Source organism: Arthrobacter sp. SE2, assembly GCF_058244265.1.
Genome location: NZ_JBZAYA010000001.1, coordinates 321,616 through 336,657 on the forward strand (window position 1 = coordinate 321,616; position 15,042 = coordinate 336,657).

Here is a 15,042-nt window from a genome sequence, read left to right on the forward strand (position 1 = left end):
CCTTGCAGCCCACATGGCGAGCCTAACGCTTTAGACGACGCCTTGCTCTGGAATAAACGACAGAGGATTTGCCATTTTGCTGGACGGGTGCACAGACCATTTTTGCGATTGCGAGCCGCAACGCAGATTCGGGCGCAGCTTCGAAGAGGACAGCGCCGGACAACAAGGCAACGTCGCAAGCTTCAGGATCGGATGGAAGGAATACCTCGATGCCATGACCGGGGCCGTACCGCTCCCATGCCTCGCGGAGTTCACGTTCGGGTGAGCGGCCAGCCGATGCTCCCCGGACCTTGTTCAATACCACGCGGGGAGCCGCATGCGGGACTGCCCGTTCAAGCTCAGCGAGGCCACGTACGAGTCGCGGAACCCCGACGGCATCGGCAGCGCCGACGGCGTAAACGGTGTCCGCCAGTTCGATGCTGCGGAGGGTTGCTGCATTGCGTCGAGGGGCCATGGTGTCGAAGCTGAGTTCCTCGTCCGCTTCAAGGCAGAAACCTGCATCGACCACGACGACGTCCGCGATCGCCTTGGAGAGTTCAAGTACCGACGAAAGCGCGGCGGCCCGGAGCTCCGGCCACCGGTCCGCGCGGGTAATGCCCGTAAGAACCCTGAAACTCGTGGCTTTGGCGAAGACCGGCGCGGCGATCCGCTTGAGGGATTCAGCATCCAGCAATCCCTGGTCCGCCAGTCGACAAGATTGCGCCAGTCCGGCGGATTCGTCCAGCAAGCCAAGCGATGCTGCGACACTGGCCCCGTAGCTGTCTGCATCGAGAAGGATCACTGATTTGCCTTCAGCCGCCAGTTCTGCGGCAATGTTGACAGCCACAAGAGTCCTGCCCGGTGCCCCGGTGGGCCCCCAGACTGCGATGATCCGGCCAGCCCCGGCCGGGGCCTGCTCCGGTTCTTCCGGCGCATCGGTGGGACGGAGTTCTGCGGCAGTGTCCGCGAACCCGGAATCCCGGGACTCCGAACGTCGCCGTCCATGTCCGGGCATCTGGCCTACTGCATCGGAGATTCTGGAAGCCAGCGTTGCCGAATCTACATCCAGCGACGCGGTCACGACGCCGATGCTCCACAGGCGGCCCGACTCCTCCGGGTCGTCGCTCAGTGCAACAACGGAGACTCCGACAGCCGCCAGCCGGTCGACCAGCGACGCCGTCAGTTCCTGAGCGCCTTCGGCGATGACCGCCGCGCGCGCGAGACCGCTTTGGCAAGCGGCCAGAAGTTCCGTGAGTTCGCCACACCGACGCACCACCGTCACCGGCCCGTGGAGCCGCTCGAGTCCCCCGACCAAATCCTCCCGGGACTGCCCGACTGTGACAACCGGGATACTCACTTGCCGGCACCGCCCGGGCTCCAAACCACGGCAATCTTCGCTTTGTTCGCCTGCGCTCCGAGAAGTTTCGGCATCTGCTCATCGGTCACCAGGACCAGAACCACTTTTTCCTTGGACGCTCCGAGGGTGGAGGCTCCCTCCGTGACCTGGGCGATCTCCGCACCCGGCAACAATAGCTGCGGCGTGCCGAAACCGTTGCGCGCGTCGGGGGGCGCTACCCAGACGTCAACGCGGGATCCTGCCACAGCCTGCGAAGGCAGTGATTCCTGGATCGCGATCGCCACCGGTTTGCGGTCCAGGGAATCGGCGGCCCCGAGGCTCTCCTGCGGGACGAGTTGGTTCTTGGCAATTCTCTGAACGGCGACTTTTCCTTCGGGCAGACCGTCAGCCAGAGTCACGTAACTGGACTCAACGTCGTCGAGCCGGACTTTGACGACCGCAAGATCGTCCTTGCTGACTCTCTGGCCCACGGCAATCGACTCGCGCGCCGCATAGACCTGAGTGGTACGGTCCGCGGTTCCAACGAGGGCGATGACTCCGGCCAGCGATGCCAAGACAAGGAGAATCCCCACCAATAGTCGCGGATCCCTCCATGACGGTTTCCTGAGCCGCGCTGCAGCGGCCGCGGTAGTTGCACCCATCCTTGCTCCCCCGTTTGCATAGTTTGTCCGCGTCGACGTTCGGTGGCCTTTATTCTGACCGGAGGGGCGTCCCTTCCGAAAGCTAAATGCCCCAAATTACGTCAAGCTGTGGATAATCCGGCAAGTGGGTCGAACAGTGGCAAAATGGATGCATGCCCCGATTCCTCACCCTCGCTGATGTCGCCGAACAGCTTCAGATCAACTCGCCGCAGGCATACGCTCTCGTGCGAAGCGGAGAGCTCAAGGCGATCCAAGTGGGTGGCAGGGGCCAGTGGCGCGTCGAAGAGAAGATGCTGGAGCAGTACATCGAGGAACGCTACGCCGAGGCGAGCAGGATCATCCAAGAGGCCAAATCCAAGTCCTCCTGATTTTTGCCCACCGCCCCAGGCTGCGCCGACGGGGAGGTTGGCCGGGCTAGAAGTCCTGGCCCCGCAATGAGCGCAGCGCTGCAAGGGCCTGGAACGGAATTGTCGCCACAGACACGACGTTTCGGGACCGGCGGACTTCGCCCGGCAACATGACGGCGAGATCAAAGTGGTCCTTGCCCACGCGATCAATGACGCCCCGCATGGTCCGTTCCTCCCGAGCCGACTCAAGCAGATGAACCGCCAGTTCTGCCCTGTCGCGGGCCAGCATTCGGAGAGCACTGGCCAAGCCAAGCCGCTGTGACGCCTTCGATTGGCCTGGCCGCACCTGCCGGCCCAGGCCCTGATACGACAATGCTGCAGTGACAGGCACCAACCACTGGTGGCGACCTTCGTCAAGGACCAACGATTCGCCGCCGACATGGCTGAGCGTCCCGGACACCTGCGTGCCGGACCGGAGCGTCACATCAATCTTCTGGCCGATTGCTCCACGCAGCCTGTCGGAGACCTCGATTCCGGCGAACTCCACCCGGGCTCGCTCTGAAATTTCGGATTCAAGTCCCAGCAATCGTTCAGAGGCCAGTTGTGCCTCCATGTCTTCAAACAGAGCATCCCAACGCATTGCGTCAGCGTAAGCGGGCACCCCTCGATGGTCAATCTTTCTTCATCAACACAGATCGCTAGACAAATGCCACTCTTTGTGGTCAAAATAGGTCAATCTTTATCAAAAAGCATCAAATAGCATCAACTGGGTAAGGGGAACCCATGGAACAGACGAACAGACCCGTTCGGAACGATGTTGCGATGGCGGCGACCATCCTTGTGCTCGCTCTCTTGCTCGCTGTCGCTGGACTGATCTTGGTCGACCGATGGCACTCCGCAGCAGGACGACTCCAGGAACCCACGTTCGAAGACCTCCTCGGATTCATCGCAACTGCCGCCGGTCTGGGGATCGGAGCCTGGTGGATCGCGACGTTCCTCCTGGCAATGGCGGCCGCGCTTCTCCGGCAAGCGGGAAAGGACCGCTGCGCGAGTGCCACCGCCAAACTCAGCCCTGCCTTCATGCGCCGGCTGGCCGTTGCGATTCTGGGCCTGAATCTCGTGGGAATCCCCCTGGCGAATGCGTCACCGGCACAGCTTGAACCAGCGTGGAGCCCGGCAAACGGCGCAGCATCGTCGAGCGACATATCTGTCCAATGGACACCCGCCTCGAGCCCTTCTCCCCATCTCCCAGTCATACCCTCGCTTGAGTCAGGTTCGTCGGAGATCTACCCCCACTGGCAACCCCGCGCATTTGTCGCCGAACCGGGGCTTCTGGGTACCGGGCCACAGCGCGCCCCCGAACAGCCTGCGTCGCCAAATCAAGGCGAAGTAGTGGTGAAGCGGGGAGATTCACTTTGGTCGATTGCCGCCCGGCAGCTAGGCCCTATGGCCAGCGACGTCGACGTCGCCCTCCACTGGCCGAAGTGGTATGCCGCAAACAGGCATGTGATCGGAAACGACCCGGGTTTCCTTGTCCCGGGTCAGATCCTGCAACCACCGCCCAGCTAGCACTCGAGCTGCCACCATCCGAACCACCACCACCCGCCGCCAACCAGCGATTCGTCACCGAGGAAGCACATGAGCGCATCACCAGCCGTCCACAGCCTGCCCAATGTAGTCGTCCAGGCGACTTCGTCGATTGCCTCCCGTTCAATCGTGGCGTCACCCCCGTCCAAATCCCGAACGGACGGGCCAACCGGAAGGGGGCCGTATTCTGCCCGCAAAGCGGCCCAGATCCGCAGCCTCGACGGCGAAATCCGCGCACTGGCCCGCAGCATCGCCCAAGCTGCGGTCGAAGTCCTTGCCGGCACCCGGCCGGCGCAACAGCTCTCACGGGCGCTGGAGCCCGGATGCCTCGGCGCGCTGCAACACCGGGCAGCACTGACGCGAGCCCATGCTGCCAACTCCCAAGGCGGGCAATCCCGCGTTCACCGAAGTCCGATGGTCCGCTCCGTGCGTGTCTGCGCTGTAAACGACGGAGTGTACGAGGCCAGCTTGGTTGTCTCGGAAGAACTCCGCTCCCGAGCAGTAGCCATGAGGCTTGAAGAGAGCAACGGCGCGTGGAAAGTCACCGCCCTCGAAATCGGCTGAGGGCGGGGTTCGAAAGCAGCAAAACGGAGAGGGACCAGAACGGGTGTTCTGGTCCCTCTCCGTTTTCGCTGCAGGCATCCGTTCGTTGGACACGTCCGGCGGTTGCGGCGTCAGCTACATGCGTCAGGCAATCGCGATGTCAGCGGCGCTTCTTCTTGTTGGATCCGCGCTGCTTGTCATCGGCGGCGGCCTTGGCGGGGTTGCCTGAGCGACCCGAGGCCCGACCCTCAACGCGGGTCTGGCTCGCTCCGTCTTCACCCGGCGCCGTGTACTGCAGCTGAACAGGCTTTTCCGGGGCTTCGAGCCCGGCCGCGCGGATCTGTGGATCGTGGTGTTCCACGTGACCGCCTTCAGGGCTGCCGTCCACCACCACCACGTCTTCGGCGGGCGTTACTTCCACTTCCAGGTTGTAGAGGAAGCCAACGCTCTCCTCGCGGATGGCTTCCATCATGCTCTGGAACATCGTGAATCCTTCACGCTGGTACTCGACCAGGGGATCCCTTTGGGCCATGGCGCGCAGGCCAATGCCCTCTTTGAGGTAGTCCATCTCATAGAGGTGTTCCTGCCACTTGCGGCCAAGGACCGAGAGGACAACCCTGCGCTCAAGCTCGCGCATGTTCTCGGCGCCAATGGCTTCTTCCCGCTCCTTATATACGAGCTGCGCGTCCGAAAGGATCTCGTTTTTGAGGAATTCAACGGACACGCGGGCCTTGCCGCCGGCTTCGTCAATGATGTCCTGGGCCGTGACGGTTACCGGGTACAGCGTCTTGAGGTTGGTCCACAGTTGGTGGAAGTCCCAATCATCGCCGGTTCCCTCCGCCGTCGCGGCGTCGATCAGGGCGTTGATGGTGTCTTCCAGGAAGAACTGGACCTTTTCGTGCAGATCGTCGCCTTCAAGGATCCTGCGACGGTCGCCATAGATGGCTTCACGCTGGCGGTTCAGGACGTCGTCGTACTTGAGGACGTTCTTGCGCTGCTCAGCGTTCCGCCCTTCGACCTGGCCCTGGGCCGAAGCGATAGCACGGGACACGAGCTTGGATTCGAGGGCAATGTCGTCCGGCACGGAGCTGTTCATCAGGCGCTCGGCGGCCCCGGAGTTGAAGAGCCTCATGAGGTCATCGGTCAGCGAGAGGTAGAAGCGGGACTCGCCCGGGTCGCCCTGGCGGCCCGAGCGGCCACGGAGCTGGTTGTCGATTCGACGGGATTCGTGGCGTTCCGTGCCTAGTACATACAGACCGCCAAGTTCAAGCACTTCCTCATGCTCGTCCTTGACTGCCTGCTTGGCCGCTTCGAGTGCTTCCGGCCATGCGGCCTCGTACTCCTCGGAGTTTTCTTCAGGGTCCAGACTCCGTTTTGCCAGATCGGCGATGGCCGTGAACTCGGCGTTTCCGCCCAACATGATGTCAGTACCACGGCCGGCCATGTTGGTAGCAACCGTGACGGCGCCCTTGCGTCCGGCTTGCGCGACAATGGCGGCCTCCCGTGCGTGGTTCTTTGCGTTCAGGACCTCGTGCCGAATGCCTTCCTTGGCAAGCAGCTTGGCCAGATATTCGCTCTTCTCCACGCTGGTGGTACCGACGAGCACGGGTTGCCCTTTTTCGTGCCGTTCGGCGATGTCTTTCACGACGGCTTCGAACTTCACGATTTCGTTTTTGTACACGAGGTCCGACTGGTCGATGCGCTGCATGTCCCGGTTGGTGGGAATGGGCACCACGCCAAGCTTGTAGGTGCTCATGAACTCAGCTGCTTCAGTTTCGGCGGTACCGGTCATGCCCGAGAGCTTGGAGTACATGCGGAAGTAGTTCTGCAGGGTGACAGTGGCGAGAGTCTGGTTCTCAGCCTTGATCTCGACGTTTTCCTTGGCCTCGATCGCCTGGTGCATGCCTTCGTTGTAACGCCGTCCGGCAAGGATACGGCCGGTGTGTTCGTCAACAATGAGGACTTCGCCGTCGAGGATGACGTAGTCCTTGTCCCGCTTGAAGAGCTCTTTGGCTTTGATGGCGTTGTTCAAGAAGCCGATGAGCGGGGTGTTGGCGGATTCGTACAGGTTCTGGATGCCGAGGTAGTCCTCGACCTTCTCGATACCGGCTTCGAGAACACCGACCGTCCGCTTCTTTTCGTCGACTTCGTAGTCGATTTCAGTCTGGAGACGCTGCACGACCTTGGCGAATTCGCTGTACCAGCGGTTGGTGTCGCCCTGGGCCGGACCGGAAATAATGAGCGGGGTACGGGCTTCGTCGATGAGGATGGAGTCCACTTCGTCGACAATCGCGTAGTTGTGGCCGCGCTGCACGAGCTCGGATTTGTCCCACGCCATGTTGTCGCGCAAGTAATCGAAGCCGAATTCGTTGTTGGTGCCATAGGTGATGTCTGCCGCGTACATCTGACGGCGCACTTCGGGATCCTGGTTCGAAAGGATGCAACCGCTGCTCAGGCCAAGGAAGCGATAGACACGGCCCATGAGTTCGGACTGGTATTCGGCGAGGTAGTCGTTGACTGTAACGACGTGCACGCCTTTGCCGGTCAGGGCATTGAGGAAGGCCGGAGCGGTGGCCACAAGGGTCTTTCCTTCACCGGTCTTCATTTCGGCGATATTGCCGAGGTGAAGAGCGGCCCCGCCCATGAGCTGGACATCGAAGTGGCGCATCCCCAGGGTGCGGGAGGAAGCTTCACGCACGGCTGCGAAAGCCTCCGGCAAGAGATCGTCCAGCTTCTCGCCGTCCTCGTGACGGGCGCGCAGCCTGTCCGTCTCCTCGCGCAATTCTGCGTCGGAGAAGGTCTTGAAGGAGTCTTCGAGGGCGTTGATGGAATCGGCGTAGGTCCGCAGTTGCCTCAGGGTTTTTTTGTCACCCGTGCGGAGAAGTTTTTCGATAAGTGATGCCACGTAAAGTTGCTCCCAGTCTCAAGCTGCCGAATTCTGGCGGTTTCAGTCTACGGGAGAGACCAACGCCACGCGGCCCCGTTTCCCTGAGAGCGGAGCGCCGGCGCCTGCGGGCCGCCGCCGGAGACCCCTGGACCTCAGCTGCGGGCCACTGCTGCGGCAAGCGCCGACGAGAGATCGCCGATCGGTGACACGACGACGTCGTCGAGCCCCAGCCACTCGGCCATAAGCCGCAGCTCTGCGGAAAGCTCGACGGCGGTGTCGGCCGGGGCGTCCGGCTCGGCGTGGGCGGCACGCACCAGAAGCTGCTTGGCCGAGCGGTCGGCCTTGAGATCCACGCGCGCGACCACGGCGTCCCGGAGGAGGAAAGGCAGCACGTAATAGCCGAACTTGCGCTTCTCCGAGGGCGTGTAGATTTCGATCCGGTAATGGAAGCCGAACAACTCCTCAAGCCTTCTACGCTCGAAGACCAGTGAATCAAACGGGCTGAGCAGCGCGCGGCCCGTGGTGGACCGGGGAAGCCGGGCGTCCGCATGCCGGTACAAAGCCCGGTCCCATCCACGCACCGTGACCGGCTCCAGGCGGCCGGCGGCAACGAGCCTGTCGATCGATGCCGCAGCGGCCTTCACTGGAGTCCGAAAGTAATCGGCGAAGCATCGGATTGTTCCGATGCCATGAGCCTGGGCTGCCGCGTCGATCAGCCGGTCCATGGCCGCGGTCGACTCACCGGAGCCGCCATCCGGAAGTGCTCCTGAGCGAGCGATCACGGCAGGCGATCCCGGCGGTAGAACCCGAGATGTCAGCGTGTACCGGCGCTCGAACTGCTCTGTCCGCGACGCGGCCGTCACTAGCCCCTCTTCAAACAAGTGCTCCAAAACCCTTTTGACCAGGTTCCAGTTCCAGCCCCAGTTATCGTGCTGCCGGTCCTCCTGGTGCCCCAGGTGCGCCGTCAATTGCGCGGCAGTCATGGGCCGCCCGGTTGCGAGGGCGTCGAGGATCCGGTTAGCCATGTCCTCCCGGATTCCGCGTTCCAAGTGGGCCGCGCCTACCCACGCTCGGTTTTGCCACAGCAGCAGATCCTGGAAGTGTTCCGGGCGGATGAAGCTCGCCTCGTGCGCCCAGTATTCCATCATGCGCCGCGGGCTTCGCCCGGCCATCGCATGAAGGATGCTTCGGTCGTAGTTGCCAAGCCTTGAGAAGAATGGAAGGTAATGACTGCGTGAGAGGACATTGACGGAGTCGATCTGCACCACCTGTAGGCGGGCAAAGGTACGGCCCACCGTCCGTGAAGTCACGGGGCCGGTGGGCCGTTCCTTGTCCAGTCCTTGGGCTGCCAATGCAATCCGCCGTGCCTGCAACAGGCTCAGCGAAGCGGCCATGCCAGTCCTTTCATGGGAAATACGAATGCGGCCTAGGCTGTGGCTGCCTGGTCATTCGAACGGTAAGCGTGGATCTTCTCCTCCACGGGTTCGTCTCCTGGTTCGCATGTGGAGTCGAGAGTGATTACCCCATATGTCCAGCCACGGCGGCGGTAGACGACCGACGGCGTGTTGGTTTCCTTGTCCACGAACAGGTAGAAATTGTGGCCCACCAATTCCATGTTGTCCACCGCGTCATCAAGGGTGAGCGAAGCGGCGGGGAAAACCTTGCGACGAATCAGGACCGGGGAATCACCGGCCGGAATGTCGTTGTCGACATCGTAGGGCGAGGTCTCCACCGGTGGCGTCGTTGGCTCCTGGTGGTTGCTGGCCTCTACGTAAATGGGTTCGCTCGCGCTGGCAGGCTCAAGCGTCGCAGTAGCCTCACGAACGGCTTTGGGGGTGTGGCGGCCGTGGTGGACCTTCTTGCGGTCCTTGGCCCTGCGGAGCCGCTCCAGCAGCTTGCTATAGGCGAGATCAAAGGCGGCAAACTTGTCAGCGGCGCTCGCTTCGGCCCGGATCACAGGGCCCCGGCCCAGAACTGTCACTTCCACCGTGAGCTGGCCCGGTGTCTGGCGCGGGTTGGTTTCCTTTGAAACCTTCGCGTCAACCCTCTGGACCTTGTCCCCAAGCGATTCAATCTTTGATATCTTCTCGCCGGCATACTCGCGGAAGCGATCCGAAACGGTCAGATTACGGCCGCTGATCATGAACTCCATGGTGCCCTCCAAACAACTCAGGTGACACGATAAGGGCGCTTCTCGGGGCTGGTCTGACGGACAGTCGAGCCCCTTTCCGAGCCGCTATCGACAGGTACATCTGTTCTTGGTACCCATAACCGACGTTAGTTCATCGCCACTGGTAATTCATCCTTTCGTAACTTATTTTTTGTTTGAGTCGGTGCTGGCTGCGCGTCCGGCCTGTCCGTAGGAAGATCTCTACCGGCCGGCGGCCGGGTGGCTGCAAGGACCACCGCGCCACACACCACGCCTCCGGCCGCCGCTACTGCCCGGGCGGCTTCGGCGAGGGTTGCACCCGTAGTGAGGACGTCGTCGACGATGACGCATGCTTTACCCTCCAAAGAACCTTTGTGTAAGAGGCGGACGGTCATAGAGTCGCGGACACGGCGCGCACGCTCTCCGCGGCCCAAGCCCTTTTGCCCGTTTCCCGGACCCCGGTTTCCGGAGCCTCGGATTCCAACCCCGGGCGCATTCTTCAACGCATCCGTCATGTGCAGACCAGGCAAGGCGTCCAGGCGCCGCAGGCGGCCGAGCAAGAGATGGACCGGACTGAAGCCGCGGCGCCGGAAGGCCGCGTTGCTGCTGGGAACGGGTACGAGGCAGATGTCTGCCCTGTCTCCTACGGCAGACCGGATGGCCTTGCCCAGTGCAGGCGCGAGCACCGAGGCCAGCCGTCCCTGGCCTAGGTGCTTGAAAGAAAGCAGGGCCTGGGCCAGCTCGTCCCGATAGTGTCCTCCCGCGACGACGGGCAGCATCACGGCGCCTTCCACCGTGAGCAAGGCAGGCACCTGTCCTTCAGCACGGAATGGACTGGTGCACAGCAGGCGTAGGCGCCGTGCACAGGTGCCGCAGAGCGCCGAATCCTCGAAACCACAGCAGACACATTCCACCGGGGCCAGAACGGCCAGCAACTCGACGAAGGCCTCGCCAGCGCCCTGCGCGAGCCTCGCCAGTCGGGCAGGATGGACTCCCCGATGGCGCGCGCCCTCACCGGGGAGGACAGCGAGGTCAGGGTCACGCACGCGGCGACGGCTCTCAGTACCCATATTTCAAGCATCCGGCTCCTCGCCTACGGCCGACACTCCCGAAACGCGCCATGTGGAAAACCGCGCGTCGCGGAGAGCGCGCTTCACGAAGAAGGCCTAGCCCGGGAAGGAAGGGTCCACCGGGCCCTTGAGTTGCAATTCCCAGCCGTTGCCCACTCGTTGGAACACGCCTGCGCCCGACTGTCCGAAAATCTGCTCCGGCCCATTGCCCGCGCTGATAGTCGTCAGGTTCGGCCATGCAGGCAACAGCTGCGGCTGGCTTGAGGTCAAGGACAACAGCTCGGGAACCACGTTCTCGGTTGACGAGGCTTTCATCACCGCGACTGTCGTGGAATTGACCCAAACCCCTTGATCAACAGGAGCGGAAGCGAACAAGGTTATCGGTGCAGTCAGATCCTTGGGGGTGCCGTCAGGATTGCGGACAATACCGGTCACCTGCACCGATGACTTGCCGTTCATCTCGGAAATCACCAGCGCGCGCGTCCCTTCACGGGATATCCGGAAGTCCCTGACCACCCGCCCTGCCAACCACGGCGGCGTCATCGTCACCGTGGGGACGGGCTGGCCTTGAGGAACGTTGGACGGTTTGAACGCCGCGACCTCGGTGGCGCCGTTGGCTCCCGGACCTGCCGTCCAGACCCAGTCCTGCGGGCTGAAGGAGGGATGGCTCAGCGTGGTCCGGGTTGTCAGTTGGCGGGCGGGTTGGCCCGGAATCATCGAATACAGGGTGGTTCCGGCGCTGTTGAGAAAAGCCACGGCCTGGGACGTCGGGGACTCCGCGGGAGCGCTCGGGTTCAGTCCGGCTACCGGCTGCATGTCCGGGAGGGCCGAGACCCTGTTGTTCTCGTAGCGCACGAGTTCTTCGTTGCTGACGGCGATTTGGCGCGCAGGAGCATTCTTTTCAAGCACGGGCGGCAGGACCGAACCGTTGTCCTCCACCCGGACAAGATCCTGGTCAGCCCGCAACTGGACGTTCACCACGTCCGGCTGGCTACGGAAGGTCAGGGTCAGTTGGTTTTGCATGCGCTGCCGGTCCTCGGCAGAAGCATCCACGAGCTCCTTCGCGGAAAGGTCCACTTGGGCTGCTCCCGACACTACCGGCACCGACTCCCGGGCCAGCTTCATGCCCGAAGGAAAAGCACTGACGACCGCACCCTGGAGGTAGGGCGCAGGACCGTCAAGCAACGCGCTGGTCATCGCCTTGACAGTGTTCTTCTTGATGAACCACCGGACATCCGGAACCGCATACGTGAACGAGGGGTCGTAGAAATAGATGGGCTGGGCCGCGTAAATGACTTTGAACGTCTCTTCCGGGATCGCGGTGCCGTCCGGGACGGCCGAGATCCGCCATTCGCCGTCAACCTGTTCCAGGGTCACCGGAATTGTCTCGGTGGTTCCTTCCGGGAACTGCGTCGCAACGCCGTCGGCGTCGACCGAGTAGGCGAGGTCCAGCTGGTACTTGAACTCGTTTTCCACACCGGTCTTGACGACGGTCGCCTTCCGGAAAACGAGCGTGCGTTTGTCGGACTTCCAGCTGACGGACAGCGCCTGAGTGAGGTACTGCCGGGCCACGGCGTAGTCGCCTTCGTAACCGCTGCCTGCACCATAGAAGTCTTCGATGATGGACTCCGGGGTGGCGCCGGAGTGTGGCGGCGGAGGGAAGAAGACGGGAGCGTTCGGGTTGCCCGCGCTTTCGTCCTTGCTCTTTCCCACCGGACCGGACCGCGGGATCTGCGCGCAGGAACTCAGGACCACCATGAGGACGGCAAGAACGGCAATCACGGCCCTTAACAAGTACGGGCGCCGTGACAGGAAAGAGCGTCGGGAACTCAAGGTGCCGTCCCCCCTTGGGTTTTGTCGGCGTCGTCGTTGCCCGCCGGAGGCAGTGCAGGCGGGTGTGTCGGAGGCAGTGCCGGAGCGCCTTCAGGCCTCGGGTCCTCAGCGGAATCGCGCTCGAGTTGCGGCTCGCCCGCATCCAAAACGAGCATCTGGCGCTCAGGAGCTGCGCCCGGTAGATGGATGTCTGCGGGTTCAAGCTGCAAAGGCGACTTCACGATGGTGCCCCCCTTCTTGAGAGGCAGCGTCAGCCGGAAGTTGGAACCGGATCCCTTGCGCCCCCAAGCCTGCAACCAACCGTTGTGGAGCTTGGTGTCCTCCGCGGCGATGGAAAGTCCCAGTCCGCTGCCGCCCGTGGTCCGCGCACGCGCGGGATCGGCGCGCCAGAAACGATCAAAGACCCGCGCGGTTTCTGCCGCGGTCATCCCTATGCCGAAGTCACGCACAGAGATGGCGACTGCCTCCTGGTTGGCAGCAACGGAAACGTGGACAGGTTTCCCCTCGCCGTGTTCGACGGCGTTGAGCAGCAGGTTCCGCAGGATGCGGTCGATCCTGCGGGCGTCCATTTCCACGATGATGCGCTTGTGGCGTGATGCAAGGCGCACTTCGGAGCCATACTCGGCTGCAACTGGCGAGGCGCCGTCGATGACATGCGAAACCACCTGGAAGATGTCCGTCGGTTCGGAGTCCAACATTGCGGCCCCGGCGTCGAAGCGCGAAATCTCCAGCAGGTCCGAAAGCAACGACTGGAAACGTTCCACCTGGTTGTAAAGCAGTTCGGCGGAACGCTTGTTGATGGGGTCGAAGTCATCGCGGGCATCGAACAACACTTCGGCTGCCATCCGAACGGTCGTGAGCGGTGTCCGCAGTTCATGGGACACATCGGAGACGAACCGCTGCTGCATCTGGGACAACGTGGCGAGCTGGGTAATCTGTTCCTGCAGGCTCGCGGCCATGTGGTTGAAGGAGGCGCCCAGCCTGGCCACCTCGTCTTCGCCCTTGACCACCATCCGCTCCTGCAACTGGCCTGCGGCCAGCTTTTCGGAGACGACGGCGGCGTGGCTCACCGGACTCACGACGTTCCTGGTCACATACCAGGCGATACCGCCGATCATCAGGATGAGAGCGGCACCGCCCGCCCACAGCACGTTCTGGATTTCGTCCAGGGTTTGTTGGGCGGTATCCAGGTCATAGAGGAGATAGAGCTCGTAGACCGTGCCGTTGAACGTGACCTTGTTTCCGACGGCGATGCCGGGGTGGTCCTGGTTGCCGACGGGGAACTCAGTGGAAGCCCAGTACTGGTCCTTGCCGGATTCCTGCACCGACTTACGGAGTGCCGGAGGAATGACGCGGACCGTCAACTGATCCGAGGCCCGCGATTCCACCCAGCGGTTGCGCGGCTTGGTTTGTTCGGGCATCGCTTCGAAGACGTATCGCCGCTGGATGACCGAGCCGTTGCCCTCCACCGCTTTGAGCGTGTCGTAGACGAGCGTGATGACGCTTGACTGGTCGTTGGCCTGTGAACCGTCGAAGGTGTCCTGGACTTGCTTGACGTAGTAGCGGCTCTCGGATTCGGCTTGCTTCAAACGCTCCTGGAACAGGTTGTTCGCTATTTGGTTCGAGAGGTACGCGCCGACCACCGCAAATGACACCATCGACAGCACAATCGTCACCGCGACGGTCCTGAATTCGAGCGAGCGGCGCCAACGGCGCAGCAGTGCGCGCCACAAGTACCGGATTCCCGGCCGGATGTGGCGAAGTCCGGTCACCACAAGGCGGGAGACACGCAGTGCCAGGATCAGGGCGCGGCGCGTCCAGATGCGGGCGCGCTCCAGGATCCACGGGAGGTTCAGTGCCCGGGCGTCCGTGTGTTCCGGGACAGGATGTCCCGAAACGGGGTGTTTGACCTTGGCCGCCGGGGCCTCTTGGTCAGTGCCGGGCTCGCCGGTGGAAGACTCAGGTGCCTGCTTTATATCCGACACCACGAACCGTCAATACAACTTCGGGGGCTTCCGGGTCACGCTCGATCTTGGACCGCAGGCGCTGGACATGGACATTGACCAGCCGGGTGTCGGCAGCGTGGCGGTAGCCCCATACCTGCTCAAGGAGCAGTTCGCGGGTGAAGACCTGCCAGGGCTTTCGCGCCAGCGCGACCAAGAGATCGAATTCCAGGGGCGTCAATGAAATCCGCTCTCCGCCACGGGTCACCAAGTGGCCCGCCACGTCGATGGTGACGTCGGCGATCCGCAGGGTCTCGGGCGCCTTCTGGTCTCCCGGGCGCAGCCGGGCGCGGACCCGCGCAACGAGCTCGGCCGGCTTGAAAGGCTTGGGCACGTAGTCGTCAGCACCGGATTCAAGGCCGCGTACGACGTCGGAGGTATCGGATTTGGCGGTGAGCATGACGATGGGGACGTCCGACTCCCCGCGGATCTGGCGGCACACTTCGATGCCGTCCGATCCGGGCAGCATCACGTCAAGCAGTACCAGATCTGGCTTTGAGGAACGGAAGACCTCCAGCGCTTGCCCGCCGTCCGCGCAAAAAACCGGGTCGAAGCCGTCGTTCCGCAGCACGATGCCGATCATTTCGGCCAGCGCTTCGTCGTCGTCTACCACCAGGATGCGTGCCTTCATAGTTATATATTCCCT

13 protein-coding genes are annotated in these 15,042 nt (G+C 62.6%); 3 read left to right on the plus strand and 10 right to left on the minus strand.

Going from position 1 to position 15,042, the window contains the following annotated elements; genetic code table 11:
• Nucleotides 1-22: 22 nt before the first annotated feature.
• The gene (locus tag AC4CS3_RS01615) at nt 23-1,336 is read right to left on the minus strand and encodes a CpaE/TadZ family protein (RefSeq protein WP_490781924.1); all 1,314 of its coding nucleotides are present in this window, start codon (nt 1,334-1,336) and stop codon (nt 23-25) included.
• Nucleotides 1,333-1,977, minus strand: coding sequence for an SAF domain-containing protein (locus tag AC4CS3_RS01620; RefSeq protein ID WP_490781925.1), 645 nt, complete (start codon nt 1,975-1,977; stop codon nt 1,333-1,335). Before AC4CS3_RS01620 ends, AC4CS3_RS01615 begins: the two co-directional genes overlap by 4 nt.
• 152 nt (nt 1,978-2,129) lie before the next feature.
• On the opposite strand from AC4CS3_RS01620, the gene AC4CS3_RS01625 reads away from it, so the two are divergent.
• Entirely contained in the window at nt 2,130-2,345 is a 216-nt protein-coding gene (locus AC4CS3_RS01625) for a helix-turn-helix domain-containing protein (protein ID WP_059387549.1), read from the plus strand.
• Nucleotides 2,346-2,391: 46 nt separating this feature from the next.
• Here the strand turns inward: AC4CS3_RS01625 and AC4CS3_RS01630 are convergent, their stop codons facing one another.
• On the minus strand, nt 2,392-2,964 hold the full coding sequence (locus AC4CS3_RS01630; protein WP_490781926.1) for a hypothetical protein: 573 nt from the start codon (nt 2,962-2,964) through the stop codon (nt 2,392-2,394).
• A gap of 182 nt (nt 2,965-3,146) precedes the next feature.
• On the opposite strand from AC4CS3_RS01630, the gene AC4CS3_RS01635 reads away from it, so the two are divergent.
• Complete coding sequence (locus AC4CS3_RS01635; RefSeq protein ID WP_490781927.1) at nt 3,147-3,893, plus strand: LysM peptidoglycan-binding domain-containing protein; 747 nt, start codon at nt 3,147-3,149, stop codon at nt 3,891-3,893.
• Nucleotides 3,894-3,962: 69 nt separating this feature from the next.
• Nucleotides 3,963-4,475, plus strand: coding sequence for an Rv3235 family protein (locus tag AC4CS3_RS01640; protein ID WP_490781928.1), 513 nt, complete (start codon nt 3,963-3,965; stop codon nt 4,473-4,475).
• A 139-nt stretch (nt 4,476-4,614) separates the two neighbouring features.
• Here the strand turns inward: AC4CS3_RS01640 and secA are convergent, their stop codons facing one another.
• From secA to mtrA, 7 genes are all read right to left on the minus strand, one after another.
• Nucleotides 4,615-7,359, minus strand: coding sequence for a preprotein translocase subunit SecA (gene secA, locus AC4CS3_RS01645; RefSeq protein WP_490781929.1), 2,745 nt, complete (start codon nt 7,357-7,359; stop codon nt 4,615-4,617).
• 134 nt (nt 7,360-7,493) lie between these two features.
• A complete protein-coding gene (locus tag AC4CS3_RS01650) occupies nt 7,494-8,735 on the minus strand; it encodes a winged helix-turn-helix domain-containing protein (protein ID WP_490781930.1) in 1,242 nt (413 codons plus the stop codon).
• A 32-nt stretch (nt 8,736-8,767) separates the two neighbouring features.
• Entirely contained in the window at nt 8,768-9,493 is a 726-nt protein-coding gene (gene hpf / locus AC4CS3_RS01655; protein WP_234748144.1) for a ribosome hibernation-promoting factor, HPF/YfiA family, read from the minus strand.
• 125 nt (nt 9,494-9,618) lie between these two features.
• Nucleotides 9,619-10,560, minus strand: coding sequence for a ComF family protein (locus AC4CS3_RS01660; RefSeq protein ID WP_490781931.1), 942 nt, complete (start codon nt 10,558-10,560; stop codon nt 9,619-9,621).
• A gap of 96 nt (nt 10,561-10,656) precedes the next feature.
• Nucleotides 10,657-12,393, minus strand: a complete 1,737-nt coding sequence (locus AC4CS3_RS01665; protein WP_490781932.1) for an LpqB family beta-propeller domain-containing protein — start codon at nt 12,391-12,393, stop codon at nt 10,657-10,659.
• A complete protein-coding gene (gene mtrB, locus AC4CS3_RS01670; protein ID WP_490781933.1) occupies nt 12,390-14,381 on the minus strand; it encodes an MtrAB system histidine kinase MtrB in 1,992 nt (663 codons plus the stop codon). The genes AC4CS3_RS01665 and mtrB overlap by 4 nt, the downstream gene beginning before the upstream one ends.
• Complete coding sequence (gene mtrA / locus AC4CS3_RS01675) at nt 14,353-15,027, minus strand: MtrAB system response regulator MtrA (protein WP_490781934.1); 675 nt, start codon at nt 15,025-15,027, stop codon at nt 14,353-14,355. Before mtrA ends, mtrB begins: the two co-directional genes overlap by 29 nt.
• Nucleotides 15,028-15,042: the final 15 nt, after the last annotated feature.

Coding starts and splice junctions, on each gene's coding strand:
- AC4CS3_RS01625 (WP_059387549.1), top strand. CDS start 2,130: ATGCCCCGATTCCTCACCCTCGCTGATGTCGCCGAACAGCTTCAGATC.
- AC4CS3_RS01650 (WP_490781930.1), bottom strand. CDS start 8,735: ATGGCCGCTTCGCTGAGCCTGTTGCAGGCACGGCGGATTGCATTGGCA.
- hpf (WP_234748144.1), bottom strand. CDS start 9,493: ATGGAGTTCATGATCAGCGGCCGTAATCTGACCGTTTCGGATCGCTTC.
- AC4CS3_RS01640 (WP_490781928.1), top strand. CDS start 3,963: ATGAGCGCATCACCAGCCGTCCACAGCCTGCCCAATGTAGTCGTCCAG.
- mtrA (WP_490781934.1), bottom strand. CDS start 15,027: ATGAAGGCACGCATCCTGGTGGTAGACGACGACGAAGCGCTGGCCGAA.
- AC4CS3_RS01630 (WP_490781926.1), bottom strand. CDS start 2,964: ATGCGTTGGGATGCTCTGTTTGAAGACATGGAGGCACAACTGGCCTCT.
- AC4CS3_RS01635 (WP_490781927.1), top strand. CDS start 3,147: ATGGCGGCGACCATCCTTGTGCTCGCTCTCTTGCTCGCTGTCGCTGGA.
- AC4CS3_RS01660 (WP_490781931.1), bottom strand. CDS start 10,560: ATGGGTACTGAGAGCCGTCGCCGCGTGCGTGACCCTGACCTCGCTGTC.
- AC4CS3_RS01620 (WP_490781925.1), bottom strand. CDS start 1,977: ATGGGTGCAACTACCGCGGCCGCTGCAGCGCGGCTCAGGAAACCGTCA.